This is a genomic window from Clostridium beijerinckii (genome assembly GCF_008705175.1).
In the GTDB taxonomy this organism is placed as follows: Bacteria; Bacillota; Clostridia; order Clostridiales; family Clostridiaceae; genus Clostridium; species Clostridium beijerinckii.
In genome coordinates this window covers 1,033,195-1,059,077 of record NZ_CP043998.1, presented here as the reverse complement: position 1 = coordinate 1,059,077, position 25,883 = coordinate 1,033,195, and the positions used below count along the sequence as shown (strand labels likewise).

Below are 25,883 nucleotides of genomic sequence, written 5' to 3'. Positions count from 1 at the left end.
TATGAAAGGTGGCTTATCGAATGAAAAAATTTATATACATTCTTTCTATCCCTTTAATCTCATTATTTATTTTCAATACAGCAGCTACAGCAGCACCACAAGAAATGCATTCACAAGGTTTTTATAACATGAAAGATTTAAACTTAAGTGAAAATATCTCTTACAAGGTTCAAAATCATGAAGCATATGTTGAGGGATTATTAATAATTCTTGATTCTGATAGAAAGATCCAGCAACTTGTACGAATACCTGCCAATTCTAATAACATTTATATTTCACCTCTTAAATATGGCTATAAATTCATAATATATAATGATATTCTTTTAACTTTTTCTTAAATCATGAAAGGTGGCTGATCAAATGAAAAAATATTGACTGTACTCTCTGCTCTTTTACTTTTATCTTTTAGCATGAATAATTTAGCTGTTAACGCTGCACCACTAAATGTAAAATTAACTGAAGGTATTTATGATATAAAAGATTTAAAGTTAATGGAGAATACTACATACAATATTCAAAACACCTCTGCCGGAATTAATCTTATGATAAGAATGGATGGTCAGCAAGAAGTAATGGAATCACACCGTTTATTAGAAAACTCACCAAAATACACTATTGGTCCTTTCAGGTATGTTGACAAAATTGTACTCTTGGGTCCTGGTACTGTAACAATAACAGAATAAATATTTTCAAATTGCACATAATATAATGATTTAGTTAACATATTATTCATATAATCCATTTTGGCCCCATTAATTGGGGCTTTTTTTATGCACAAAATTATTTATCACCACTTGGAATTATTCGAAGTTAGTTTTCATATAATTAAATGTAGATTCTTCGCTATAACTTTATTTCTCTTTTATTTACTCTTTTGTCCATAATATTTTTTGCTTTTGCCTAGTAACTATAAGCCCCTTTTTAGGGGCTTCCTTCATGTTGCCCACCAATTAATTAAATTGCATTTTTCATATTTATTTCTTTAAGCTTCTTTACTGCTTTATAATAAAAAGCTGTCTGCTTACCATCCCATTTAACATTTAAGGTTTCACCATTGTTATAAATTCTTACTACCTTGCCTATATGCCTTTTGCCTTTATACTTTATTTCTACCAGATCATTTTCCTCAAAATCTATAAGGTTATGAGCAAATGTTGATGGTTTAATAGTGCTTTGCTCATCAATATCTGTTTCTGCACTTAAGATATGCAAGCCTATATTTTCTTTAGGAACCTCAATTTTATATACTTCGTCCTCATGGTATTTGGGTTTTTGCAAGTATTCTAGAATCCATCCTTTAGGATTTATAACAATTGCCTTATCTTGCTTTTGAATTATTATATTAGCATCACCTTTACGTTTAATGTATTCTGTAACGTGCATGTCTTTAAGTTTTTTAAGCTGCATATCATTTAAATTTCTATCTTGATTTACAAATAAAATTTCATCAGCTGGAAGCAGATCTATATCTTTTTTCAACTCCAATTCTTTTACTCCATCACTGTTAAAATACAATGTCTTTTCTTCAAGCTCCACAAGCAATGCTCCATATATTCTTTTAACTATTCTTGCTGCATTTGGTTTATATAGATTAATAATTTCTGCAAATTTATCTTTATGACTTTTGACTATTGGTGCATACTCTTTTTTAGGCTCTTTAACTTCATTAAGCACTAAATCAAATATGCTTATTTGGCCATCTAAAACTTCATCCATTTTATTTTTAATCATCGTTATCCCACCCAAGGAGCCTCTTTTCTAAATTGTCATAGTCATAGTTTCTTGGCTCGAAATTATTAAATCTGAGTGGCTGCACCTCTTTATTCTTAGCTGTCTTAACTGGATTTTCTTTATCTACGTAATTGCCTTCTAAGATCTTAATAAAATTATTTGGCTTCACTAACCAATCAAAGGTTACTGTCCAGTTCTTATTATTTTGACCTTTTAAGAAACTGCTGTATTTTATATTTTCTATAGCTTGAAGTATTTTATCTTGTCCATATTCTTTAAGTCTTGCTTGAAGTAATTTATATCTGTTAGTGCCTTTATTTATGGATATGAGCTTTTGGAGTCCAAGTTCATTCCACTTATCTATTATGGGTTGCACTTTAGTGCTACTAACTATATCTTTAGATATAGTATTTATATTATTAATTGTATTATTAAGTATTGTATTATTATCTTCACAGTTTTCCGAATACCCTCTGTCGATATCTCGAGTACCTCTATCGATATTTCGAACACCGCAGTCGATATTCCGAATACCCCCTATCGATAATTCGAGTAGCTTAATTATTCTACTTTCTATTGCTTTTGTGCCTGCTTTGTATTTATAAGAAACACTTAAAAAGCCTTTCTTCTCTAAAGATTTTATTATTTCACTACACCTGTTTTTAGATAAGCCAAAAAACTCAGCAAAATAGTCATTAGACGCAAAACATCCCTTTTCATTGTCTAAGCTATCTATTTCAACTAAAAATAATTTTTCATTCATAGTTAAGTGAGTATTCAGCCAAATTTCTTTTGGTATCCATATGCCTTTAAAATCTCTTTCCACAGTCTCGCCTCACTTTCATTATTTGTAATTTACATTAACTAAAAAACTTAGCTGCATCTACTTAAAGCAACACAGCACCTTTTACATATTTCAATAAATTCTTCAGGTGTAGTCTTTTTATTAAAACTTGTCCTATTAAACCTTATGTCTTCTCTTGTCATAGCAAAAATAATATTAAACTCTTCTTTGCTGACTTTTGATTTTAAATCATTTAAGAATTCTAAAACCATTTACTTTTCCTCCATTTCAATTTATAATGGAGATACGGATGGGCGTCCGTATCTCAAACATTGATTGAACCTTTATATAAGGTTCTTTTTTTATTTATAAAATTCATCTTCTTTCATGTTTTTATGTTCATAAAAATCAATACATTTTTTTGTATTCACATCAGTAAATTCAACATATAAATCTCCACATTGATTAAAACAAATTTCTCCAACAGTTACTGTATAGATATCATTAAGCAGCTCATTTTCAACTGTAATAGCTCCATCTTTTATCTGCTTCCACATACGTCTTTTTCTTTCTGGAGCATACATTATTGTATATTCACATTTTTCAGAATCACTTTTAATAACGTCATAGCCTATTTTCCATAAGATTTCTATTATATTCATCTTCTGAATTTCTCCTTTAATATGTTTAAAATCAGTTAATTTGCTTTTAATATCTTTAGAGCATTATTTAAAACCTGAAGTCTTAGCTCTGGAGGACACATTTTCATAACAGCAGCAACTTGTAACTCTGCCACAAGCTCATCAAAGCCTTTTTTATCTTCTAATCCTATAATGGTTACCTTTAATTCATCGCCTTTCATATCCATTCCCCCGTAAATATAAATCATTTCATAATATGTTTTCTTATCACAATGTGTTACCTAGCAAACTTTATAGTTATAATTGCACATACCATTTCATCAAGTGTTTTCATTATCATTTGCCAATCTTCTTTTTCATCTTCATCAACTTGACCATCACGTGAAATCTTAATCATTAATTTCTTAATGTTCTCTAGATCTTCAAGCTCATCTAAAAATGTTAATACTGCTTCAGCTAAATGTTTAACTTCTACCTTTGGAAAAAGTTCTTTTCCTATCAAAGTATTTTGATAATGCTGCAAAATTAAATATGGACGATTATATATCTTAGCCATATCAATTACTATGTTTTCTGGTGGTGTTCTCTTCCCTCCTTCATATGCTCTTAAACTATCAACAGATATATCTAGTAGTTCTGATGACTTTTCTTGAGTTAAGCTTGTACACTCTCTCGCTATTTGGTAAATATTTCTGTAGTATTGTTCCATTTCTTTCCTCCATCTTTTATATTAAAATAAAATTGCGTCTACACCAACGTTTTGTTGTATTGCTGATTAAAAAAAAGTTCCTCTATTGTTACTTTATAAAAGTTGGCTAGTGCATAAGCTACTTCTATTGACGGATTTCGTTTACCAACCTCCAGCATGCCATAATAGCTTGTAGTCTTCTTTATTGCTTTAGCTACATCTTGTTGAGTTAGACTATTTTTATTTCTTAATAACAACAACTTATTTTTCATACTATTCTCCTTTCCCAACACTTCGTTGTATTAAGATCACTACAACATTTAGTTGATGTCAACACTTTTTTACAACTGTTTGTTGGTATAGTTTATTAATACAACTTTTGGTTGTATAATTATTGTAAGAATCTAGATGGAGGTATTATAAAATGTTTGCACAAAGATTAAGGGAATTACGTTCTGAAAAAGGCGTTGTACAAAAGGATGTTGCAAATTTTCTAAATATAACTACAAGTGCATACGGTTTTTATGAGCAGGGAAAACGAGTTCCTGATACAGACATAATGATTAAATTATCTAATTATTTTAACGTTTCTTTAGATTACCTCCTTGGTAAAACCGATGTAAGAAATTATACTGATGATTCAAATATTACTATTGCACTTAATAGTGATACTGATTATGATGAACTTCCAAAGGAAGCTAAAGATGAGATTAATAATTTTATTGAATATGTAAAACAAAAATATAAAGATAAAAAATAAATATTAATTGATGCTTTTAAAAAAGGAATCCGTAATATAAAATAATTTATAAAAACAACAAGACTAAGATTCTATCTAAAACTAATTTTATCAAAGATAATTTAGACAATCTTAAGAAATATATTTTAAAAAATTATCAAATTTTATTAAATTTAAGATGTCAATAATTATTTGCAGAAATCTTGTGTTTAAAACTTACACCTAGAATCCAAGTTCTGTTATTTCCTTTCAAAAATAATAAAAAAGGGAGTGTCGCAAAATGATTAAATTTTAATCAGGAGCGATGCTCCTTTTCGGTTTAAGCCAGCAAATCTCCAAATATTTGAAATACAATATTAATTATTTAAAGAATTCTGATTTTTAAGCACACTAAAATAAGCCTAGTTAATTTATTCCATAATTAGGCAGTAGGTTTCAATTCATGAAGATGATTCTGAGTTTTTTCATTTTGTATTTTTGAATGTAATTTGTTAATATTATAACCAAAACAAAGCAAAATAAATTCAGTTTGAACGCTATTTTTTCCACGTGTTAAAAATCTATTGAATTCATAATCACTTTTTAGAACTCCAAATGCTCCTTCGACCTGAATAGATCTATTCATTCTTAATTTAGTTCCAAATTCAGTTGTAATATTTTTATAGGATATTTCACGCTTTTCCACAAAAGTTTTTGAAACCTGCATTTTTCTATTTCCTTTTGCTTTTGTGCATTTTACTTTGTAATCGCAATTATCACAGTTTTCGCATTCATACACAGTTACTTCTGATTTGTATCCACTTGCGGATTTTCTATAAATAATAGAGGTAGGTATTAATTTTCTATTGTTATGACAAATATAAAAATCCGATTCAGCATCATACTTCATATTTTCGCGCTTACTTATATCATTTTTAAAACTTCTTTTTTTCCACTTCTCATAAGTTTGTGGTTTTATATAAGGAGTTTGCTTATTTGATTCTAAGAATAAATAGTTTTCTTCGCTTTCATAACCTGAGTCTGCAATTATATTAAGATATTTACGACCAATTTTTTCTTTCATATTATTAAGCATAGGTATTAATGTTGCTATATCATTTCTATCATCAAATATTCCGACGCCGGTTACGTATTCACTTTCAACTGCGATTTGCACATTATATGCAGGTTTTAATTGACTATTTCTCATATGATCATCTTTCATATGCATGAAAGTTGCGTCTGGATCAGTTTTAGAATAACTATTTCTTTTTGAAAATATTTTTTTACTCAAATTATATTTTTCTTCTCTCTCTTTATATTCAGATAGTTGCTCTGTCCACTTTTGAATTTTGGTTTTTCTTTTACCAATTCCATGAACAAACTCTATGTTTCTTTTCTTTTTTTCATATTCAAGCCATTGAAGAATTTTATCAATATCATCTATTAATGTTTCTTTCTGAACAGTAAATTTTTTTAATTCTCCAAGGTTAATATTTTCTAAAAGAACAAGAATTTTATCAAACATTTTTTCTTCATTTTTTAAAATAGTTTTTTTCCAAACAAATGTATAACGATTAGCATTCGCTTCGATTTTAGTACCATCAATAAATGCATTTTCAAATAGTATTTCATTTTGATTTGCTAAATAATTAACTTGTTGATAAAATAAATCTTCAATTACCTCATTTGAAATATAGTCTTTACGAAATCTACTGATTGTAGCATGATCCGGTGCCTTATAACATTGAAGTAACCACTTAAAATTTATATCTCTTTTGCATGCTTTTTCGATTTTCCTGCTTGAATAAATATTTTGAGAATAAGCATATGATATTATTTTGAACATAATTTTAGGTTCCACTGCCGGTTTTCTTCCAACGGAAGAGTACGCCTTATACAACTTCGTGTAATCTAATCCCTCCAATACATGGCTTAGCAAGCGGACTGAATCATCTGATGGTATTAAATTTTCTAGATTTAATGGTAATATAAGTTGAAAATCATCATTAATCTCAGTATAATCTTTATTGTGTAATTTGGTTTTTAGCATAAGTAAATTATACAATGAATGTGAGTTCTTCGGAATTCACATTTTTTATATCTAAAAAAATGAGCCGCTACAAAACTAACTATGTTAGTTTTGCAACAGCCCCTTTTTTATTATTTAGCTTCTTTTATTATTTCAAAATATCTTTCAATCAATTCCTTATACTTTTTGTTTATTTCCTGCTCTGAGATTCTTCCTTTAGAAACTCTATTTTCAATTGTATATTTCAGCAAGCTTTTATAATCATCTCTAGCGGTAATACTACACACAAATGCGTCCTTATTAGCATAGTTATTGATATCTTTTTTATCATTTAAAGTTATTGGTGAAATTATTTTATATGAATGGCAGTTATAATTTCCAAGACCTCTAGATAATGTACCATCGATATGTACTGCAAGATCGAAATATCTCTCTATAGCTGGTATCATACTTCTTTGTCTCATCTCACCTATATTTCTAAATACTATTTCTTCCTCCCCTTCATGAACTAATAATTTTATAAAATATTCTTCTGTCTCATCATCCATTTTTACACCAATTCTATCGATTCTGCCATCTACTTTAAATAACAGTATTTTATCTACATTGTTTAGAACCTTAATTTCTTTTACTACAAGATCATTTAATAAACCTATAATCTCATTATCAACCAAAATTAAATTATTATCAATCTCAATATTATTAGATATAATATTTTCTAATTGTTTATATTGCTTTTTATAAGCCTTTTCATATAGACTTTGGTTATCTATTCTTATATATGAAACATCGGGGTATATCTCAAAAAAATCTTTCAAGTTTTTTTCTTTCATTATGAACTTCCCATTTTCTTTTTCCAACATCCATATTTTCTTCGAGTTATCCTTATTTTCCAACATTATATATTCTTTAGGATTAAATTTTTCTATCATCCTATTTCCCAATATTATAAAACCTAATTTACTTATATTACCTGCATTTCCCTCTTTATTTTCGTCTATTTTCTCTTTCAGCAAATTTAGATATATTTTTTTACATTCTTCAGCTATCTTTTTAATTTGATCATTTCCCTCTGATGTTAAATCTTTTCTACTTAATTTTAATGTCTTCTTGGTATCTAATCCATAAACATCGATTTGTACACTAGTAAAATCATCATAATATTTAGCGAAAATTCTATTAACAACCATTCCTTTAAAAACTATAAAAATATCACCATTGTTAACTTTATTTATGTTACTCATCTCTATAGTTACATACGAGCAGGATTCTTTATGCCAAATAGAGATATTGCTTAAATCTTCTGATATTTTATACATAATATCATTTTTTTCAATAAATTCTTTTCTTGAAACTTTAATAATACTTGCACGTTCGGTACTCATAATACTATCTTTAAACTTAATATCTATTGGGAACAAATCTCCCCCATAATTTTTAGCTATACTATCTAACATCTTGTATATATTGGAGCTTTTATACATTATTGGATCATACTCATTAATTATATAATTATGTTGATATCCATTCATAGGGTATGATATTTCTTTATTATCTATTATTAGACTTATATGAAATTCCGTTCCTCTTTTTATATCCTTATCACAATTCTTTACCTGTATATATCCATTTGATTTTCTCGATTCAAAAACCATTTCAATTGTGCTATTACCTTCAGTTTTAGTATAAGCACTAAATTTTTTCGTTACCAAAAATGCTGACTGCAATCCAATGCCAAACCCGCCAGTTGGTTTTAGCCATAATGGCATCTCGTTTATCTCTTTTTTTAGTTTATAGTTACCATTATAACTATTTCCAACATCACACAGAGACTTTAATGCCTCTAATGATATTCCTATACCTCTATCTTTTATAATTATTTCTACTTCTTTTTCATTCTTATCTTGAATTATAATCTCCAACTTATAATTTTTATAGATTTCTTCATTGATATCAAAGGGTAATAGATCATTTAAATTAACATTTTCTTCTCTACCGTAATTTGAATATAATTCATTTTTTAAATCTCTCCAAAGTTGTATCTTTGTAGCATCTAGAGCATTCTGTAAAAACTCTCTTATGAAAATATAATCTTCCCCATATATACTTGAACCCTCAATTATATTAAATGCCTTCTCTTGTGATATATTAAATCTTAAATCTGCAAGATTATTAAAATCTACTGAACCATTTAGAAAAACTTCTTTCTTAGTTAATTTGGGTGCATATCCGGTCAATCCACAAGGCACTATATCTATCCAATTCATTGTAAGATTTTTTATCTCATCTTCAATCCATGTAATCCAATTTCTTGCTTCTCTATATACTTCATCATTACAACAATCGATAGTTACTTCAATTTCATTAGGGGTCACCAAGACATGCTTGGTTGATTTATGTTTTTCCTTGTGATTTTTGGATACCTTAGGCAATTCGCCATTAACCTTTTCGATATAACTATTAAATCTTCCATTATCTAAATCTAATAAATCTCCAATTCTTATCATTTCGGCTATAAATCTTGGATGAATATAGTCTGATTTATAACCATTAGTCTTGTAGCTTAATTCCATTACTTTATTAAAATTTTGAGTATGCAAAAAAGATATTTCACCTATCAAAGATATTATTCTTTCTTGGATAAATTCATTATGACTTATATCTATATCCCAATCATTAAGCATACTTAGATATTCCTTAGTCAAATTGGAATGTTTTGCTCTAAAATAATCCGAAATTATGTATGTAACATACTTGCGAACTTTTAATGGCCAAATTAATTCAAACTCTTCATTTTGTAAATTATTTTTTAAATTTTTTATATATTCAATTGCTTCAATTAAATCGGTGTCATATGAATCTTTTTGATCATTAAGATATGACTGAAACTCATCTGTTGACCATTCTTCTTCAACTTTTTTGTACAGCAATGCCATCCCAAAATCATGTAGATATGAACAATGAAGTAGCATCCATGTATCTGTTGGTGATAATCTTCTTATTCTATCTTCTCCTAGTAACATCTCTATATTAGTAATTATAGTCTCTGAATGACTATCATCATGTAAACTATAATGTGGATAATTCATAATTACTGTTTTTAAAACATTTCTATACGTTTTTTTATTTAATTCCCATGTAGCATACAAATTTGTGTATTCATCATTAGAATCACTTATTGTTCTTAAATGAGTCTCTAATTTATACATATACTTTTGATAGTCTTCCACTTTTATCTTCCTCCATGATATACAAATAAAATTTCACGAATTATGTTATTTTACAGTTAAATCATTAAATAATTAACCTTTAAAATCACCTTTATTATACCATATATTTCAATAATGAGCATTATAATAGCACTGTTTACAATATATGTATATTAGTCTTACATATCTATAATCACTACTTAATCTACCGCTTGAACATATGTTCCTATTGCATTATAATGATATCATTAATACTGATAATGGCGGTGATAGACTAATGAGAAAGTTAAATGATATTTTTTGCATTGTTGAGAAAGAGAAAATTCATCTTGAGGAAAGGAATCTTAATCAGTATTCATTTAATGGAATTTATTTTAAAGCTCCAGATCTTCCTCCAGTTATAATAGTAGAAAAATCTATTATTAATGATAGATGTAAATACATATCTATTCTCGCTGAAGAGTTAGGACATCATTTTACTAGTTTGGGTAATTTAACTATTGAATCTAAAAACTATTCTGAAAAACTTATGAAAAACAAGCAAGAGCATAGAGCAAAATCATGGGCTGCTAATTTTCTTGTAAGTGATGATGAATTCCTACAAGCATTATGTAATTGCATATCTACTCCATGTGAGATATGTGATTTTTTTAATATAACTAATGAAATGCTACAATATAAGATTCATTCTATAGTTGTTGATGAAAATAGATATAATCATATAAGATCTGCATTAAAGAGAAAGGAAGTCCCATATAATAGTTGTGAAATATAGTATTTTTCCTACTACTTTTTAATAAATATATGTAGCTATACTCAATTAACTTAACCTATTTATAAAACTACAATCAATGTATAACACTTTGGAGGTATACTATGAAAGCAGCTATTTATTCTAGAAAATCAAAATTCACTGGCAAGGGTGAAAGTGTAGAGAACCAAATAGAGCTATGTAAGTCTTATGCTAAAAATAACTGCTATGATGATATTTATATATATGAAGATGAAGGCTTTTCAGGTGGTAATATAAACAGACCTGAATTTAAATCTATGATGAAGGATGCTGCCGCAAAAAAGTTTGATGCAATTATTTGTTATAGACTTGATAGAATTAGCAGAAATGTTTCTGACTTCTCTACCCTAATTGATGAATTAAAAGTCCTTGGCATTGATTTTATTTCAATACGTGAACAGTTTGACACTTCTAGTCCTATGGGTACTGCTATGATGTTTATTAGCAGCGTGTTTGCTCAATTAGAACGTGAAACCATAGCTGAGCGTATTAAAGATAATATGTATGAGCTTGCTAAAACTGGTCGTTGGCTTGGTGGCACTCCCCCTTTTGGTTTTTCTTCTGAACCTATATATTATTTAGATAATAATTCTAAGCAAAAAAAGATGATGAAATTATCTCCTATTAATGAAGAAATTTCTCTAGTTAAACTTTTCTTTGAGAAATATTTAACTCTTGGAAGCCTTGGAAAGCTTCAAAAGTATCTAATTCAAAATGATATTAAAACTAAAAGAAATTCTGCTTGGGATATAAAAGCCTTGCAGCTCTTACTTAGAAATCCTGTTTATGTTAAATCTTCTGAACTTGTTATAAGTTATCTTTCAATTAAAGGTGCAACTGTATTTGGTGATCCAAATGGTAATGGCATATTAAGCTATAACAAAAAAGATTCTAAGGATAAATATAAAGATATTAGTGAATGGATCCTTTCTGTTTCAAAACATGAAGGTGTAATTGATGATAATTTATGGATTAAAGTTCAAAGGCAATTAGATAAGAATAAAGATCTTGCACCTAGACTTGTTAATGGCAGCGAATATGGTGTATTCAATTCAGTACTTCATTGTGCTAAGTGTGGTGGAAGGATGATTCAAAAGCAAGGTCATGTTTCTAGAAAGACTGGAGAAACTCTTCGTTATTATATATGTATAAATAAGATTAATCCAAGTGATAATACTTGTGATTCTAAGAACATAAGACTTGATAAATTAGAAAAGAGTGTTATGAAAGAACTCTTTAAGGCTACTGATAATAAAGGCTCACTTATTAAAGCCATTGAAGAATATAAAAAATCTTTAGAATCTGAAGCTATAGATAAAAGCAGTATTAAATCATATGAAAAGCAAATATCTCAAAAGGAACTGCAGGTAAAAAACTTAATTGATAAGCTTTCTTTAAATCCTAACATATATGATTTGCTTTCTTCTAGAATTGAAGAATTAAATAAAGAGATTAAGGAATTGAAATTTAAAAAGTTTGAATTAGAAAATACTAATAGTAATTTAAAAGCAGCTATTAAAGAAATCAACGCTTCTACTTCTATGCTTTTGAATTTTAAGAAGCTATGGGAAAATGCTGATTATTCTATGAGAAAGCTCCTTATAAATTCTTTTGTTGATTATATTTCTTATAACTCAGATACTCAGGAAGTAGTTATAAAGCCATTTTGCACTAATAAAAAAAAAGGCGCTCTTTAATGTAGCGCCCAAATGCACCTGCAGTTGCAGCAAAATCTATATTATTTACCATATTGACATCTGTTTTTGGATTAATATTATTGTGTTTCATAGCATATTCAAAAGCCATTTCTGGAACACCACCCGGTCTTCCTCCTATAATATTTTTCCCTTTAATATTTTGCCACTTAAAATTGTCTTCCTTAGTTCGTCCAACCACGAAAGAGCCATCTTTTTGGGTAAGCTGTCCAAAAAGTACTGGGTAGTCTTCTCTTCCTTGATTATTAATGTAAATAGTTTGTTCTGGTCCACAAAAACCAATATCTGCTGATTTACTTAAAACTGCTTGCATAGTTTTATCTGCGCCTTGACCTGTTTGTAAATCAATTTCGATTCCATTCTCTGCAAAATAGCCTTCTTTCATTGCAACATACATAGGAGCGTAAAAAACTGAACGTGTAACTTCATTTAAGCGTACAGTTACTTTACCTTCCTTAGTTTTATTATTGCTACTACAGCCAAACATAGATATGGCAGTTATACTCGAAATCAATAAAGCAGTTAATACTTTTAACTTTTTTTTCATTAAATAAAGCATCTCCTAATACTGTTTTATGATGTATCATATGATATTTAATCAAAGATTGTTCTAATATATATGCTCTATTTGCTGGATACAATAAGTCTTAATTTATATAAACTATTTGGGCTTAAAACTTTATTTTGTAAACAATTCACATTTAACAATTTTAGCTTAAAGCAACGCACAAAGTATAAACTTCTAAATTTAATTGTCGATTTTTAAATAATATGATAATATAATCATATCGTTTTTATAAAAAAGGTATTTTATCCACTTATCATTTCTAAGAACAATATCAACAACATTAAATGTATAGAAAGGGGAATTTAATATGAAACTATGGTCCATTATAGCAATAGGAGTATATTTACTTATTTTGCTTACAATAGGATACTACTCTTACAAAAAAACATCTAATCTTTCAGATTATATGATAGGAGGAAGAGGACTCGGACCTCTTGTTACAGCATTATCAGCAGGCGCAAGTGATATGAGCGGTTGGATGCTTATGGGACTTCCTGGAGCAGTTTACCTAACTGGTATATCTAATATTTGGATAGGAATTGGTTTAACCGTAGGTGCCTACTTTAACTACCTTCTACTGGCTCCAAGATTTAGAGTCTACACAGAGATTGCAAATGACTCTATGACAATTCCAGACTATTTAGAAAATCGTTTTAAAGATAAGTCTAACATACTTAGGCTTGTATCTGGTATCGTAATACTTGTTTTCTTTATTCTTTATGTTTCATCAGGACTTGTTGCTGGAGGAAAATTATTCGTTGATACATATAAGCTAACTTATACAATGGGTGTAGTTGTCACTCTATCTGTTGTTGTTCTTTATACGTATTATGGTGGATTCTTAGCAGTTAGCCTTACTGACTTCTTCCAAGGGACTTTAATGTTTATATGTTTAATCACTGTTCCAGTTGTAGCGTATATGAATATAGGGGTAGATCCTGGAACATTTGTAAATAAGGTAAAAGCAATTGATCCTAAATTATTTGATATATTTAGAGGGACTAGCATAGCTAGTATTATTAGCCTTCTAGCTTGGGGCTTAGGCTATTTTGGACAGCCTCACATTATTGTTCGTTTCATGGCAATAAAATCTGCAAAAGAATTAAAATCAGCAAGAAGAATTGGTATTGGATGGATGGCAATAGGTCTTTTAGGTGCTGTTGTAAGTGGTATTATAGGTCTTGTATATTTTACTGAACATAACACTCCATTAAGTGATCCTGAAACAGTTTTTCTTAGACTTGGTGATATATTATTTCATCCATTTATTACAGGAATTATATTATCTGCAGTACTAGCTGCTATTATGAGTACTATCTCATCTCAGCTTTTAGTTTGTTCAAGTTCTATTACAAAAGATTTTTATCTAGCTTTCTTTAATAAAGAAGCTTCCGAAAAACAACAAATGGTAATAGGTAAATTAGCTGTATTAGTCATAGCAGCATTTGCGACAGTACTTGCATACCTTCCAAATAAGACTATTTTAGATATTGTTGGCCAAGCATGGGCTGGTTTTGGTTCGTCTTTTGGTCCAGTTCTTCTATTAAGTCTGTACTGGAAAAGAATGACTAAATGGGGTGCCTTATCTGGAATGATTGTTGGTGGTATAACAGTTCTTTTATGGATTGTTTTAGGTTTATCTAGTTTTCTATATGAGATGATTCCAGGATTTTCATTATCACTTCTATCTGTAATTATCGTTAGTCTTTTAACTAAAAAGCCAGATAGTGATGTCAGTAACCAGTTTAATAAAATGGAAAATATATTAACAGATATGAAATAATACATTTGTTTTCTAAAGGTATAGTATTCAATTAATATTGTACCTTTAACTTATAAAAAATAACAGTAAGACTAATAATTCTATGGTCTTACTGTTATTTTTTATCCTTATTTGCTTATTTTAAATTTTGATACTAACTCATTTAATCTATGGGCCAATTTCGCTAATTGATTAGCTGAATCTCCTATTTCGTCCATAGTAACAGCCTGTTCTTCAGCTGATGCTGATACCTCTTCTGTTGCTGATGCCGTGTGTTCTGATATAATTGATGTTTCTTGCATTTCTACTACTGTATCTTTTGCTGTTTTAATCATAGATTCTGTAGAATTATATACATCTCGAACTACATCAAAAATGTTTCTTATAGCTTTTTCTATATTATCAAAATGAGTTTCAGCCTTTAACGCTGTTTCCATACCAACAGTAATTTCCTTAGAACCTTCATCCATACTACTACTAATGGTCTCAATTTGATTTTGTATTCCACTTATTAAAGCCGAAATCTGACTGGCAGCAGTAGCAGATTGTTCCGCAAGGGTTCTTACTTCATCTGCAACGACGGCAAATCCTTTTCCTTGTTCTCCTGCTCTAGCAGCTTCTATTGCTGCATTTAAAGCAAGCAAATTAGTCTGACTTGCAATATTAGTTATAACTTCAACAATCTTACCAATTTCATTTGATCTGTCAAGTAACATTTTACTTTCTTCTAAATTGGTTTTATTATTTTCAACAATTAGCTTCATACTTTCAACAGCTTTATCCACCGCTTCAAAAGCAACCGCACTTATGTTATGTGATTCTTCAGCAGTTTCAAGCATATCATTACACTTATTAACAACAATTCTACTTACTTCTTCCATTTCACTTGTTTTCTCGCTAGCTAAAGTCACTTGTCTTGACTGCTCAGTTGTATTTTCTGCTATTACTTGTATTGCTTTAGCAACTTCTCCAGTGACTTTAATACTATCATCACACGAGTTTGCAAGATTAGTTGAAACTTCATTTACCTTTGATGATTCATTATTTATATCTGTAATTATGCCTCTTAATGCTTCTATCGTATGATTAAACGCTGTAGCAAGATTTCCAAATTCATCTTTGGATTTTACTTCTATTGAACCACTTAAGTCTCCAGTAGATATAACTTCCGCGAACTCATTAAGGCGTACTAAAGGTTTGATCAACTTAGTTGCTGCTGTAAATATAGCTGCTGATAAAATTACTATAATAGCTATAACTATCCCAATCATAATTAGTATCAAATGATTAGACGAAGCAAAAAGTTCATCCTCATAAACAACATTTATAACTGTCCACCCAGAAATCGGTGACTTTGCATAGAATGCAATTTTTTTCTCAGATCCACTTCCAAATTTAAAAACTCCTGGTTTATCACCTTGAATGGCTTCATTAAGTTTAGTAAGATCTGAATCGTTAACTGTATTTATTTTCTCTTTCATGGCCCAATCTTTATTTGGATGAACTATAAAAGTTCCGTCACTTCCTAATAATATTCCGTAACCTTTTTGACCATATTTTAGATTTTTCACTTGATTTTCTACTGCTTCAATAGCCAAACTTGAGGCAGCTCCGGCTGTAACTTTTCCTTGTGCATCTTTATTCCATGCAACCATCATTACAACATTCTTATCATAAGCTTCAGAATATGTAGGCTTAAATATTGCATCATAAGGAACGCCATTTGTCTTTGAATATCTTTCTGAAGCTTCTGTTGCAGCACCTTTAGCCCAATTAGCAGTTGCAAATTTTCCATTGCTTACATTATAAAATCTCGCTTGTAGCTTATTCAAACTATCAGCGTTACTCCATTCATTAGGCTCTAGGCTATTTAGTATATGCACTGCTGCATATTCGTCTGGATATGTATTTTTAATAAAATTAAATCTTGATAAATTTAAATCATCTATTATATTTAATGATCCATCTGTACTATTTAAATTTAAACCAGGATTTTTTTCCAAAACTTGTTTAAGCACTGGGCTTTGAGCTGTTTCTTGAACTTCTGCCATTCTACTCGTCAGCCATGTATTAATATGGCCAGTTGCTTCTGTTGTTCTTAATGACATGGAATTCACTAATTCGCTTTCTATAATGCTCCTAAAATTAATATATGCAAATCCTGTCAGGGATATCAATCCAACTATTACTAGCGGCAATATTATTACCATTAACTTTGATTTAAATGATATTCTCATGATTAATCATTTCCTCCTTAAGGTGTACAAATTTTTTAATCTTGAAATTCACCGTTATGCAACCATATATGCTTTAATTCTTCCTGATTTCTATCTAATGTTTTTCTCTCTCTCATAGCCTTTGCTGGTATACCCGCTACCAACTCATTTTTTTCAACATTTTTACCGACTAAAGAAGAAGCTGCTACTATTCCTTGTTTTTCAATTGTTACTCCAGGCAATATAGTTGAATTAGAATATATTTTAGCGTAATCTTTAATTACTACTTTTGCATATGTCCTTAATTCATGTTCATGCTCCTCATGAGAATGAGTAAAAATTGTAACGCCTTCGCCAATTCCTACTGAGTTACCTATTGTTATTCCACCTTTTGAATCTAGGAAAGCACCTTTGTTCATAAATACGTTATCTCCTATTTCTATATTGTCAGGAACATTGAAACGTACATTTTCTTCAGCTATAAAATTCTTTCCGCATGACTTAAATAATTTTTTTGCTAATATCTGTCTATAAGGAATAGCAAAATTGGCAATTAAGCACATAGGTGATTTATCTAGTACATCCCATAAAAAATGAAGATATCTTTTTTCTTCTGAAAATTCTAATTCATTATTTTTAGGTAAATAGTCCCCATATAATTTCATTTCATCTAATATTTCGTATGGAAAATAACATTTTAGAGAATTTAAAATTTCTATTACGCCCTCTTTATTTATCCCTTGTTTTACTATGACTTCTACTTCATTTAATAATTCGTCTATTTTACTCATATCATTTCAGATTATTAAAATCGCAAAAAATAATCTTTTCGCCTCCTTCATAGTCAAACTTTCAACGCGATTTTATAAGCAACATTAAGTCAAACTGTTTGTCTAACTTATTTTAGTTTTGCTACTAATTACTATGATTATATTTTATTAGCCTTCTCCACTCCCTTCTGATCTTTTAATATTATTTATAATTCAAACTTCGAATCTCTAGCAGCAAATACTTTGCACATGAAAAAATAATAAAAATAGCTTTCTTATTGTAAGTTTTAAGAGCGCAAAAATGGTGTCTACATAATTGTGGACACCAAAATTAAAATATAAAATTTATTATTCATAGATACATTTTGGCAACCTGACAATCATAGAAAATTAAATTTTTCCTTAGACTCATAGCTTTGCGACCCTATTTTTCAATAAGTGTGCCTATTGATATTATATTTTTTTCATTTTTATTCTATTATTACATCTTTTACAACATTTTTCAACTTATATACACTAAATTTAAGTTACAATATTGTAAAAATGGATATTATTTAATCGTTTAATTCAATATAATACCATTTATTCAATATAATATATTTATAAATTTAAATATATTATATATATTTTTCTTATCGCCATGCTAATAAATTCATTTAAAAATCAATAATTTTCTTCAATTTCATATATACCAATTCATGAAAATATATCTCCTAAAATTATTCTTTTATAGAATTTACTTTTTAAGTTCTGTATCAAACTCTCTTCTTGTCCAAGTTTTAAAATCAGCTGGATTTTCTTCATTAATTAAAAATACTCTTGCACCACGAGGAATTTTGTCATCTCCATATCCTCCGTATCCAGTATATCCAGCATATCCAAGCCTAACACCATCTAAAGCAGCACAGTAATTATTAAAATGATCATGCCCTACAAATATACCTTTCACATCACCAATTTTAACTATTTTGTTAAATAAGCATAAATTTATCTTGGCACAGCTCTCATCTTCAAGCCTTTCACCATTTACTAATCCAGTCTTACATGCCTTTTTAAACTTCTTTAAAGGTATATGAAAGAACATAAGCGCAGGTATTAATCTTTTATATTTTTTCTTCAAATTTATCGCTGTTCTTTTATACCACCATATTTGAGTAAGTTTTATCCAATCATATCCTCCAATAATGGCAGGAGCGTATTTTCCTGAATCTATCATATATATATTAAATTTAGGCGTTTTATCTTTTGAACTTTCTACAAGAAGATTATAATTACCTATCCTATCAAAAGTTTTATACCCCACTTGACTCAGATTATGTTTAAAGCTCATATATAAATTCATCATTTCTTCTTTCGTCATCATATTATGTTCATCATCATGATTACCAAAAACTATACACCAAGGTACATTTCTATTTTCCATTGGCTCCGCTATATGATTTATAGCTTTTTTTACATCTTCTGCTGTCTGACATTTGCCATCAATAATATCTCCTGATAATATAACCATATTGGGGTTTTCGTAATCTAATATCTTATTTATAAGCTCTATAGATTTGTCTCTGCTCGGTCCTTCATGTATATCTGTAAATTGAACTATTTTAAACTTGCCATTACTATCAAACCTAAGGTTATTTTTCATATATATTCACCTTTCTTAAAATATAATATTATATGAAAACTAGGTTGTATCTGACACTAACTATTTGCTAATTAGACCTTATTTTAAATTGTAAAAGGATCATTGCATTTTGCAACAATCCTTTATATCTTATAAAACATTAAATATATATTTTTTAATTAAATTTCTACATTTATCAATTAATTTATCACTTGGCTCACTAGAGTCTTAAACGTAAATTTATTATTACAACATATATATCATAATGATTTTATATTTTTATAGTTTAAATTCTTCAATTTTTTCTTTCAATTCCTCAGCCATATCTTTTAAATTATTAAAATTATCAACAAAGCTTTCTGTTGACGCTGTCACTTCTTGCGCTGTCGCTGAAACTTCCTCTGTTCCCGATGCTGTTTCTTCTAATATCGCTGATAAGTTTTCTACTTTTTCAACTACATCATCCTTCATATTATTTATGTTACTCACACCTTCAGCTATTTTACTCACCTTTTCTGTTAAACTTTCTATAGCTGTTACTATTTCTGTAAATATCACTTCTGATTCTTTAACTGCATGCTCTTGATCATCTACTGTTCCACTTGTTTCTAATACCCTGTCAACTGCTAATTCTGATTTACTTTTTATTTCTTTTATTATTTCATCTATTTGTTTGGCTGAAACTGATGTCTCTTCTGCAAGCTTTCTTATTTCATCAGCGACTACTACAAATCCCTTTCCTGCTTCTCCTGCTCTAGCTGCTTCTATTGCTGCATTTAAGGCTAAAAGATTTGTTTGCTCTGTAATCGCACTTATTGCCTTATTCATGGTGCCTATTTTCATTATACTTTCCGAAACTTCACTTACAACATCTTTTACTGATTCGGTACTTTTTTTAGTTTCATATGATTTATTTATAACGGTCTTTACAATCTTTATTCCATCTTTACCTAAATCATTTGCTTTTATTGCCATACCATTTACACTTTCAGTCGCTTCTTCTATCTTATTCATAGATTGAGATAGTAAGTCCATGCTGTGTGATATCATTTCTAAATTGTTAGAAGACTCCATAGTTCCACTTGATATTTGATTTATTGTCTCACTTACCTGATTCATCGACATTGCTACTTCTTTGCTCATACTAACTGAATTTATAGCATTTTTATTAACATTTATTGCCGAATTATCAACACTCTTAATTAATTTTGCAATATTTTTCTGCATTTTATTAAAACTATTTTCTAGAATTATAAATTCGCGAATATGATTATTTATAATAATTTCTTTGTTAAATTCTCCATTCGCAGTTCTTTCCATTCCATCTTTTAAGGAATTTACTCCTTTACTTATTCTTCTAGCAATAGCCATAGTTATAATTAATGTGATTACCGCTATTGCAAATATAATTATAATTGATGCTATAGTTGAATCATTTTCTGATTTCCTTAGCTCACTAGATGGGATTTTTAGTATTAACTTCCATCCAGTAAGTTCCGAGGTCTCAAAATACCCCTCATATGTACTATTATTATAATTGAATTTGATTTTACCTTTATCACCAGTTGATATCTGATTCCAGCAATTGTATTCAGTTGGCTCTGTTCCAGCAATTTTAGTTTTGTCATTGTCAGAAATAACTACACCATCTTTATCAGTAATAATAAACTCTCCGGTTTGTCCGTATTTTATACTTGATAACTGATCTGCTAGCTCACTTAGCTCTACATCTATAGCCATAACGCCTACCGGTACATTATTTTTAATCACAGCCTTATATATTGTTATTGCGCTTTTTCCAGTTATTTTATCTTGATAAGGACTATGAATAATATATTTATTCGGATTCTCTATAGTCTCTTTAAACCAGGATTTTTCTGTAGCGTTATAATCATCTGGCAATTTACTATCAAGTATTTGAAATACTTTTCCAGTGTTGTCTGAATAATATATATTTAAAATACTTTCATCAGTCTTCTTAATTAATTTCATATCTCCATTCAATTTATTATATGGTGATTCTTCAATATTAAAATTATTATTCTCAATTAATGTTTTCAATGTATCTTCATAATATGTAATCTTATTATTTATTATTTCCTGTCCTATATTTGAGAGTAAAGTTCTATTTTCATCAAAACTCTTTTCATTACTCCTCCTTGATGTCGTTGTAGAAATGATACCTAAAATAACTACTGGTATTATTGCTAACATAGCAATTGTAATCAGTAAGTATAACCTTATACTTACTGATTTAATTTGACTTTGTGCTTTATGCATATTTTCCCCCACCTCATAATTAACTTCAATTCATATTATATCGCAAAATATGCCAAAATATCTCATTTTATATTCTTTTTATGAAACTATGCTCAAAAATGACATTTTTTTTGACATTAGTCATGTTTATTAGCAATATTTTAATAAATCTTCTTATTTATTATCACATTCTCATTTAAATTGACAAATTTATATTTATTTTTGATAGAAAAAATTAAAAATCAACCTTTTTAGGTTATACCCTCAATTTTACTGGAATATAAATTCCTAAAGAAGAACAAAAGTGGCTGCGCCACGCTCTTTCTTTATACCATTTTTTACAGGTCAATATCCTTATACCCCATTGGTATCACTGGCTTTCAAAATCAAAAAATTCTATACTTTCCTAGACAATAAAAAAACAAAATCCAAGTTATATTAGTAACCTGGATTTTGCTTTCACTAAATTCTTATACATTATTTATTATTATGTTTCTACATATTTAATCCTGAATAAGCTTCTTCTCCATGTAAGGAAATATCTAATCCCTCTGCTTCCTGTTCTGAAGTAGCTCTTAAGCCCATTACTAAACTCATTACTTTAAGTATTACAAATGTCGCAACTGCTGCATACAAGGCAGTTGCACAAGTAGAAATTAAATGAGCTTTTAAAAGTGCAAAGTTACCATATATTAATCCATCACTCCCTGCTGGATTAATTGCCTTTGATGCAAAGATAGCTGTCGCTATAGATCCCCAAATTCCTGCTACTCCATGACAGCCAAAAGCATCTAAGGCATCATCGTATCCTAATTTCCTCTTCAATATAGCTATTGCGAAAAAGCTTAATGCTCCGCCAACTGCTCCAATAAGCACAGCTGATATAGGGCTCACGAATCCTGCCCCCTGAGTTATTGCAACTAACCCGGCTATAGCTCCACTTACTGTTCCTAAGGCTGTAGGTTTTTTATAGAGCAACCATTCACAAAGTACCCATGCAACTGCTCCTGCAGCCGCTGAAGTATTAGTTGTAAAGAATGCATTTACAGCTACATAATTCATTGCAAGAGCACTTCCTGCATTGAATCCAAACCATCCAAACCATAAAAGCCCTCCACCTAATATTGCCATAGGTATATGGTGTGGTTCAGGGATCGCTCTCTTTCTTTTACCAACAACAATTGCCGCAACTAGTCCAGAAACTCCTGAGTTTATCTCTACTGGATTTCCTCCAGCAAAATCAAGGACTCCTAAATTCCTTAACCATCCATTAGCTCCCCATACCCAATGAGAAATAGGATCATAAACAAATGTACTCCACAAAATAATCAATATTATAAACGCCGGGAAATTCATACGTTCAGCAACAGAACCTGAAATTACAGCTGCAGTAATCGCAGAAAACATTAACTGAAATACTACAAATTCTAAATGTGGTATTGTGCCTGCATAATCCGCATTAGGCGCCATTCCTATACCTTTTAGGAAACTCCAATCTAAACCACCTATTACTCCTTTTACATCTGGACCGAAGGCTAAAGTATAACCTATAAAAATCCATTGTAAAGATATAATAACAAGAGCTGCATAACTATGTACTGTAATACTTAATACATTTTTGCTTTTAACCATACCTCCATAAAATAAAGCTAATCCTGGCACCATTAGCATTACTAACGCTGCACTAATAATTACAAATCCCATATCTGCGCCGTTTAATAATTCCATTTTCTATTCCCCCTTGAATAAATTTAATTAAATTTTGAGTACAATTGCTTATTCTAAGTTGTTAAAAAATAAAAAAGACGCTTCACTCCAAAGAAGGTATACCCATACTAGATATATCTTTTTTGAAATGAAAACGCCATTGTTTTCTACATATTTCTTTAAATTTTTAAATTACTTTTATAAGTTTACTATCCCATGTTTTATATGTCAATATAAAATGATAATTTATTATTAGTTATTTTTAAATATGAATTATTTTTTTCATTATACATACGGGCCAGGTAAAATAACAAAATCTCAGACGACTTTGGCTAAGTTCAATATTGTGCTTCACACTCTTTTCATATATGTAGATTTTTTTACGCATTTGCCTTTTTAAACACATGTGAGAGAAATTTGGCAGGCGAATATGATTTATTTTTTATTCTCTTTGCAAACCATAACTTTCTGAGTTAGTCTTTTCCATAACTTATCCACAGATTTAACTTGAATATGAATTCCTAGAGAATAAAAAACTCTCTTGTTTTTACATTAAATCAAGAGAGTTCTAATTAAAAATTAAATTCTTATATACATATTATTGATTAATTTCTATATCCACATGAAAAATCTTCTCCAGGATTTATATCTAATACAACACGTTCGGGTTCAACAAGCGCAACTTCATGTCGACATTTCCACTTGCTATTTTCCGTAATTCCTTCTATGGTGTCTATTTCTTCAAGAACATCGCTATTTTCAAAAATGTAATATCCATAAGAATATAAAATATTCGATATTTCGCCTGGATCTAAATTTTTAAAATGGCATTGTAAATCACATAAACCTACTGCTGATAATCCTAATGTATCCATTACATACTCATTCTCATTATTTTCAATGTTAAATAATCTTACATTTAATATACCAATTAAAACATCATAATCATCATTTAGAGGATTGTTTTTTAAATACTCTTCCCTACTTATTACTTGTTCAGTAATATTAAAATGAATGCCTTCACATGGAATTAATTCAACTATAGAATAAAGAGTTTTTTGAAAAAGTTCTATTCTTTCAGCATAATTTAATCCTATAGCCATTATATCTGTAACCAAAACTCTAACATTACATTTTTCAAATTCTTCTTTATTCACATAGTCAAATGATTGTCCTAATGATTTTCTCAATTTATTAATTTCAGGCTTTTCTTCAATGACGCTAATAACAATTCCAACAGGCGCATTTACATTTTTATATTCTAATATATGATCCATAAATGCAAATGAAATATTGTTATCTCTATTAGATGTAACTTTAACATTTTTAAAATACTTTTGTATATTTCTTAGTAATTCATTTTCCAGAATAACAGGCTTTTCTTTCATCAAAAGTTCAACACTATATATTTCTGAAAAAGCATCAGCTACATTTTCTACCTTTCCATTTTTACTTACTTCATATCTTTTCATTCTATACAAACCCTCTTTCTTATTTTTAATTTTAATTGAAATAAATTCTTTATTCTTTGCTCCAAATAAAAAAGCTGTCTCAAAACATAATTAATTTTGAGACAGCTTTGTCTATGTAAATATTTATTAATTATAACACACTATATATAAATTTAATATACATTCACTTAAAATGTATGTATTATTATAATTATTTTTACATTTTCATTTAATTTGAAAATTAATTCATTCACAAATGGTTTGGTAAATCCATAATATTATTAATAGTATAGATATATTTAAGGAGAAAGCTATGCCCTTAAAATACAAGAACCACATAGACTTTGATAAATTACCCAAAAATTTTCCTCCACAACATCAGGATTGTCAACCAGGAATTGAAGCACGTATGGATCCACCGCCTATATTTGATAATCCTGATTATAAAGGAAGTGATAAATTAAAAGGTAAAGTAGCACTAATCACAGGCGGTGATAGTGGAATCGGAAGAGCCGTAGCTATTGCTTTTGCTAAAGAGGGAGCTGATATAGTAATTTCATATTTATATGAACATCAAGATGCAATAAAAACCAAGCAATATGTTGAAAAATATGGCAGACACTGTCTTCTCATGCCTGGTGATATTTCCTACAAAGATTTCTGCAAAAAACTAGTCGAATGTACAATTGAAAAACTAGGAAAAATTGATATTTTAATAAACAATGCTGGTGTTCAATTTCCTCAAGATAGTATAGAAGAAATATCATCTTCCCAATTAAAAACAACATATTCAATCAATATATTTCCAATGTTTTATCTAACCCAAGCTGCATTGCCACACATGAAAAGAGGAAGTACAATTGTAAACACGGCTTCTGTCACAGCTTACCAAGGTAATAAAACTTTAATTGACTATTCTTCAACCAAAGGCGCAATTGTAACCTTCACTCGTTCTCTTTCCCAATCCATAGTAGCCAAAGGAATTAGAGTTAATGCTGTAGCTCCAGGCCCTATTTGGACGCCACTTATAGTATCAAGCTTTTCTGCTGAAGAAGTTGCTAAATTTGGATCTGACGTTCCTATGAAAAGAGCTGGCCAACCTTTCGAATTGGCTCCAGCATATGTATATCTTGCATCTAATGACTCCTCCTATGTTACTGGGCAAGTACTTCATGTAAATGGTGGAACTATGGTTGATAGTTAGAATAAATTTAACAA

The 25,883-nt window shown here is 29.4% G+C and carries 22 protein-coding genes, 1 pseudogene and 1 riboswitch; of the genes and pseudogenes, 7 read left to right on the top strand and 16 right to left on the bottom strand.

Annotated features, from left to right (window positions below; genetic code table 11):
* Positions 1-20 precede the first annotated feature (20 nt).
* A complete protein-coding gene (locus F3K33_RS04830; protein WP_023973968.1) occupies positions 21-338 on the top strand; it encodes a hypothetical protein in 318 nt (105 codons plus the stop codon).
* Positions 339-371: 33 nt separating this feature from the next.
* Positions 372-683 (top strand): hypothetical protein, encoded by a 312-nt coding sequence (locus tag F3K33_RS04825; protein ID WP_244620233.1) that lies wholly within the window; start codon positions 372-374, stop codon positions 681-683.
* Positions 684-954: 271 nt separating this feature from the next.
* Here F3K33_RS04825 and F3K33_RS04820 read toward each other — a convergent pair whose 3' ends face one another.
* The 7 genes from F3K33_RS04820 to F3K33_RS04795 form a co-directional block, all read right to left on the bottom strand.
* Positions 955-1,731, bottom strand: a complete 777-nt coding sequence (locus F3K33_RS04820) for a hypothetical protein (protein WP_039773921.1) — start codon at positions 1,729-1,731, stop codon at positions 955-957.
* The gene (locus F3K33_RS04815) at positions 1,724-2,557 is read right to left on the bottom strand and encodes a helix-turn-helix domain-containing protein (protein WP_039773922.1); all 834 of its coding nucleotides are present in this window, start codon (positions 2,555-2,557) and stop codon (positions 1,724-1,726) included. The genes F3K33_RS04820 and F3K33_RS04815 overlap by 8 nt, the downstream gene beginning before the upstream one ends.
* 47 nt (positions 2,558-2,604) lie before the next feature.
* Entirely contained in the window at positions 2,605-2,787 is a 183-nt protein-coding gene (locus F3K33_RS04810) for a hypothetical protein (RefSeq protein ID WP_011968234.1), read from the bottom strand.
* Between the two features lie 90 nt (positions 2,788-2,877).
* Positions 2,878-3,177 (bottom strand): hypothetical protein, encoded by a 300-nt coding sequence (locus F3K33_RS04805; RefSeq protein WP_084670618.1) that lies wholly within the window; start codon positions 3,175-3,177, stop codon positions 2,878-2,880.
* 35 nt (positions 3,178-3,212) lie between these two features.
* Positions 3,213-3,377 carry a hypothetical protein gene (locus tag F3K33_RS26260; RefSeq protein ID WP_167514407.1) on the bottom strand — a complete coding sequence of 55 codons (165 nt, stop codon included), beginning with the start codon at positions 3,375-3,377 and terminating at the stop codon, positions 3,213-3,215.
* Between the two features lie 56 nt (positions 3,378-3,433).
* On the bottom strand, positions 3,434-3,865 hold the full coding sequence (locus F3K33_RS04800; protein WP_039773923.1) for a helix-turn-helix domain-containing protein: 432 nt from the start codon (positions 3,863-3,865) through the stop codon (positions 3,434-3,436).
* A gap of 38 nt (positions 3,866-3,903) precedes the next feature.
* Positions 3,904-4,116, bottom strand: a complete 213-nt coding sequence (locus F3K33_RS04795; protein WP_039773924.1) for a helix-turn-helix transcriptional regulator — start codon at positions 4,114-4,116, stop codon at positions 3,904-3,906.
* A 152-nt stretch (positions 4,117-4,268) separates the two neighbouring features.
* On the opposite strand from F3K33_RS04795, the gene F3K33_RS04790 reads away from it, so the two are divergent.
* A complete protein-coding gene (locus tag F3K33_RS04790; protein WP_039773926.1) occupies positions 4,269-4,604 on the top strand; it encodes a helix-turn-helix domain-containing protein in 336 nt (111 codons plus the stop codon).
* 400 nt (positions 4,605-5,004) lie between these two features.
* Here the strand turns inward: F3K33_RS04790 and F3K33_RS04785 are convergent, their stop codons facing one another.
* Both F3K33_RS04785 and F3K33_RS04780 read right to left on the bottom strand, forming a co-directional pair.
* A complete protein-coding gene (locus F3K33_RS04785; RefSeq protein WP_420808874.1) occupies positions 5,005-6,615 on the bottom strand; it encodes an IS1182 family transposase in 1,611 nt (536 codons plus the stop codon).
* A gap of 110 nt (positions 6,616-6,725) precedes the next feature.
* Positions 6,726-9,824, bottom strand: coding sequence for an HD domain-containing protein (locus tag F3K33_RS04780; RefSeq protein WP_039769702.1), 3,099 nt, complete (start codon positions 9,822-9,824; stop codon positions 6,726-6,728).
* Between the two features lie 256 nt (positions 9,825-10,080).
* Here F3K33_RS04780 and F3K33_RS04775 point away from each other — a divergent pair, with 256 nt between their 5' ends.
* Together F3K33_RS04775 and F3K33_RS04770 are read left to right on the top strand one after the other, a co-directional pair.
* Positions 10,081-10,578, top strand: a complete 498-nt coding sequence (locus F3K33_RS04775; protein ID WP_039769704.1) for an ImmA/IrrE family metallo-endopeptidase — start codon at positions 10,081-10,083, stop codon at positions 10,576-10,578.
* A gap of 101 nt (positions 10,579-10,679) precedes the next feature.
* Positions 10,680-12,293, top strand: a complete 1,614-nt coding sequence (locus F3K33_RS04770; protein WP_039769706.1) for a recombinase family protein — start codon at positions 10,680-10,682, stop codon at positions 12,291-12,293.
* Between the two features lie 10 nt (positions 12,294-12,303).
* Here the strand turns inward: F3K33_RS04770 and F3K33_RS04765 are convergent.
* Positions 12,304-12,798 (bottom strand): annotated as a pseudogene (locus tag F3K33_RS04765) (ABC transporter substrate-binding protein); the annotation flags it as partial.
* A 388-nt stretch (positions 12,799-13,186) separates the two neighbouring features.
* Here F3K33_RS04765 and putP point away from each other — a divergent pair.
* On the top strand, positions 13,187-14,662 hold the full coding sequence (gene putP / locus F3K33_RS04760; protein WP_023973980.1) for a sodium/proline symporter PutP: 1,476 nt from the start codon (positions 13,187-13,189) through the stop codon (positions 14,660-14,662).
* 107 nt (positions 14,663-14,769) lie between these two features.
* Here the strand turns inward: putP and F3K33_RS04755 are convergent, their stop codons facing one another.
* From F3K33_RS04755 to F3K33_RS04730, 6 genes are all read right to left on the bottom strand, one after another.
* Positions 14,770-16,878, bottom strand: a complete 2,109-nt coding sequence (locus F3K33_RS04755) for a methyl-accepting chemotaxis protein (RefSeq protein WP_039769708.1) — start codon at positions 16,876-16,878, stop codon at positions 14,770-14,772.
* A 35-nt stretch (positions 16,879-16,913) separates the two neighbouring features.
* Positions 16,914-17,648, bottom strand: a complete 735-nt coding sequence (locus F3K33_RS04750) for an acyltransferase (protein WP_023973982.1) — start codon at positions 17,646-17,648, stop codon at positions 16,914-16,916.
* A gap of 343 nt (positions 17,649-17,991) precedes the next feature.
* Positions 17,992-18,082: riboswitch (cyclic di-GMP riboswitch) on the bottom strand.
* A 281-nt stretch (positions 18,083-18,363) separates the two neighbouring features.
* Positions 18,364-19,269 carry a metallophosphoesterase family protein gene (locus tag F3K33_RS04745; RefSeq protein ID WP_023973983.1) on the bottom strand — a complete coding sequence of 302 codons (906 nt, stop codon included), beginning with the start codon at positions 19,267-19,269 and terminating at the stop codon, positions 18,364-18,366.
* Positions 19,270-19,527: 258 nt separating this feature from the next.
* Complete coding sequence (locus F3K33_RS04740; protein ID WP_039769711.1) at positions 19,528-21,528, bottom strand: methyl-accepting chemotaxis protein; 2,001 nt, start codon at positions 21,526-21,528, stop codon at positions 19,528-19,530.
* A 474-nt stretch (positions 21,529-22,002) separates the two neighbouring features.
* Positions 22,003-23,235 (bottom strand): ammonium transporter, encoded by a 1,233-nt coding sequence (locus F3K33_RS04735; protein ID WP_023973985.1) that lies wholly within the window; start codon positions 23,233-23,235, stop codon positions 22,003-22,005.
* Positions 23,236-23,819: 584 nt separating this feature from the next.
* Positions 23,820-24,686 carry a DUF4261 domain-containing protein gene (locus F3K33_RS04730; protein WP_023973986.1) on the bottom strand — a complete coding sequence of 289 codons (867 nt, stop codon included), beginning with the start codon at positions 24,684-24,686 and terminating at the stop codon, positions 23,820-23,822.
* A 292-nt stretch (positions 24,687-24,978) separates the two neighbouring features.
* Here F3K33_RS04730 and F3K33_RS04725 point away from each other — a divergent pair, with 292 nt between their 5' ends.
* Positions 24,979-25,869, top strand: a complete 891-nt coding sequence (locus tag F3K33_RS04725) for an SDR family oxidoreductase (protein ID WP_039769713.1) — start codon at positions 24,979-24,981, stop codon at positions 25,867-25,869.
* Positions 25,870-25,883 lie beyond the last annotated feature (14 nt).

What these genes read in the sequence shown, in the direction of transcription:
- F3K33_RS04810 (WP_011968234.1), bottom strand. Translation starts at nt 2,787, where the DNA reads ATGGTTTTAGAATTCTTAAATGATTTAAAATCAAAAGTCAGCAAAGAA.
- F3K33_RS04800 (WP_039773923.1), bottom strand. Translation starts at nt 3,865, where the DNA reads ATGGAACAATACTACAGAAATATTTACCAAATAGCGAGAGAGTGTACA.
- F3K33_RS04750 (WP_023973982.1), bottom strand. Translation starts at nt 17,648, where the DNA reads ATGAGTAAAATAGACGAATTATTAAATGAAGTAGAAGTCATAGTAAAA.
- F3K33_RS04740 (WP_039769711.1), bottom strand. Translation starts at nt 21,528, where the DNA reads ATGCATAAAGCACAAAGTCAAATTAAATCAGTAAGTATAAGGTTATAC.
- F3K33_RS04775 (WP_039769704.1), top strand. Translation starts at nt 10,081, where the DNA reads ATGAGAAAGTTAAATGATATTTTTTGCATTGTTGAGAAAGAGAAAATT.
- F3K33_RS04830 (WP_023973968.1), top strand. Translation starts at nt 21, where the DNA reads ATGAAAAAATTTATATACATTCTTTCTATCCCTTTAATCTCATTATTT.
- F3K33_RS04730 (WP_023973986.1), bottom strand. Translation starts at nt 24,686, where the DNA reads ATGAAAAGATATGAAGTAAGTAAAAATGGAAAGGTAGAAAATGTAGCT.
- F3K33_RS04770 (WP_039769706.1), top strand. Translation starts at nt 10,680, where the DNA reads ATGAAAGCAGCTATTTATTCTAGAAAATCAAAATTCACTGGCAAGGGT.
- F3K33_RS26260 (WP_167514407.1), bottom strand. Translation starts at nt 3,377, where the DNA reads ATGAAAGGCGATGAATTAAAGGTAACCATTATAGGATTAGAAGATAAA.
- F3K33_RS04785 (WP_420808874.1), bottom strand. Translation starts at nt 6,615, where the DNA reads ATGCTAAAAACCAAATTACACAATAAAGATTATACTGAGATTAATGAT.
- F3K33_RS04755 (WP_039769708.1), bottom strand. Translation starts at nt 16,878, where the DNA reads ATGAGAATATCATTTAAATCAAAGTTAATGGTAATAATATTGCCGCTA.
- F3K33_RS04790 (WP_039773926.1), top strand. Translation starts at nt 4,269, where the DNA reads ATGTTTGCACAAAGATTAAGGGAATTACGTTCTGAAAAAGGCGTTGTA.
- F3K33_RS04795 (WP_039773924.1), bottom strand. Translation starts at nt 4,116, where the DNA reads ATGAAAAATAAGTTGTTGTTATTAAGAAATAAAAATAGTCTAACTCAA.
- putP (WP_023973980.1), top strand. Translation starts at nt 13,187, where the DNA reads ATGAAACTATGGTCCATTATAGCAATAGGAGTATATTTACTTATTTTG.
- F3K33_RS04745 (WP_023973983.1), bottom strand. Translation starts at nt 19,269, where the DNA reads ATGAAAAATAACCTTAGGTTTGATAGTAATGGCAAGTTTAAAATAGTT.
- F3K33_RS04820 (WP_039773921.1), bottom strand. Translation starts at nt 1,731, where the DNA reads ATGATTAAAAATAAAATGGATGAAGTTTTAGATGGCCAAATAAGCATA.
- F3K33_RS04735 (WP_023973985.1), bottom strand. Translation starts at nt 23,235, where the DNA reads ATGGAATTATTAAACGGCGCAGATATGGGATTTGTAATTATTAGTGCA.
- F3K33_RS04725 (WP_039769713.1), top strand. Translation starts at nt 24,979, where the DNA reads ATGCCCTTAAAATACAAGAACCACATAGACTTTGATAAATTACCCAAA.
- F3K33_RS04805 (WP_084670618.1), bottom strand. Translation starts at nt 3,177, where the DNA reads ATGAATATAATAGAAATCTTATGGAAAATAGGCTATGACGTTATTAAA.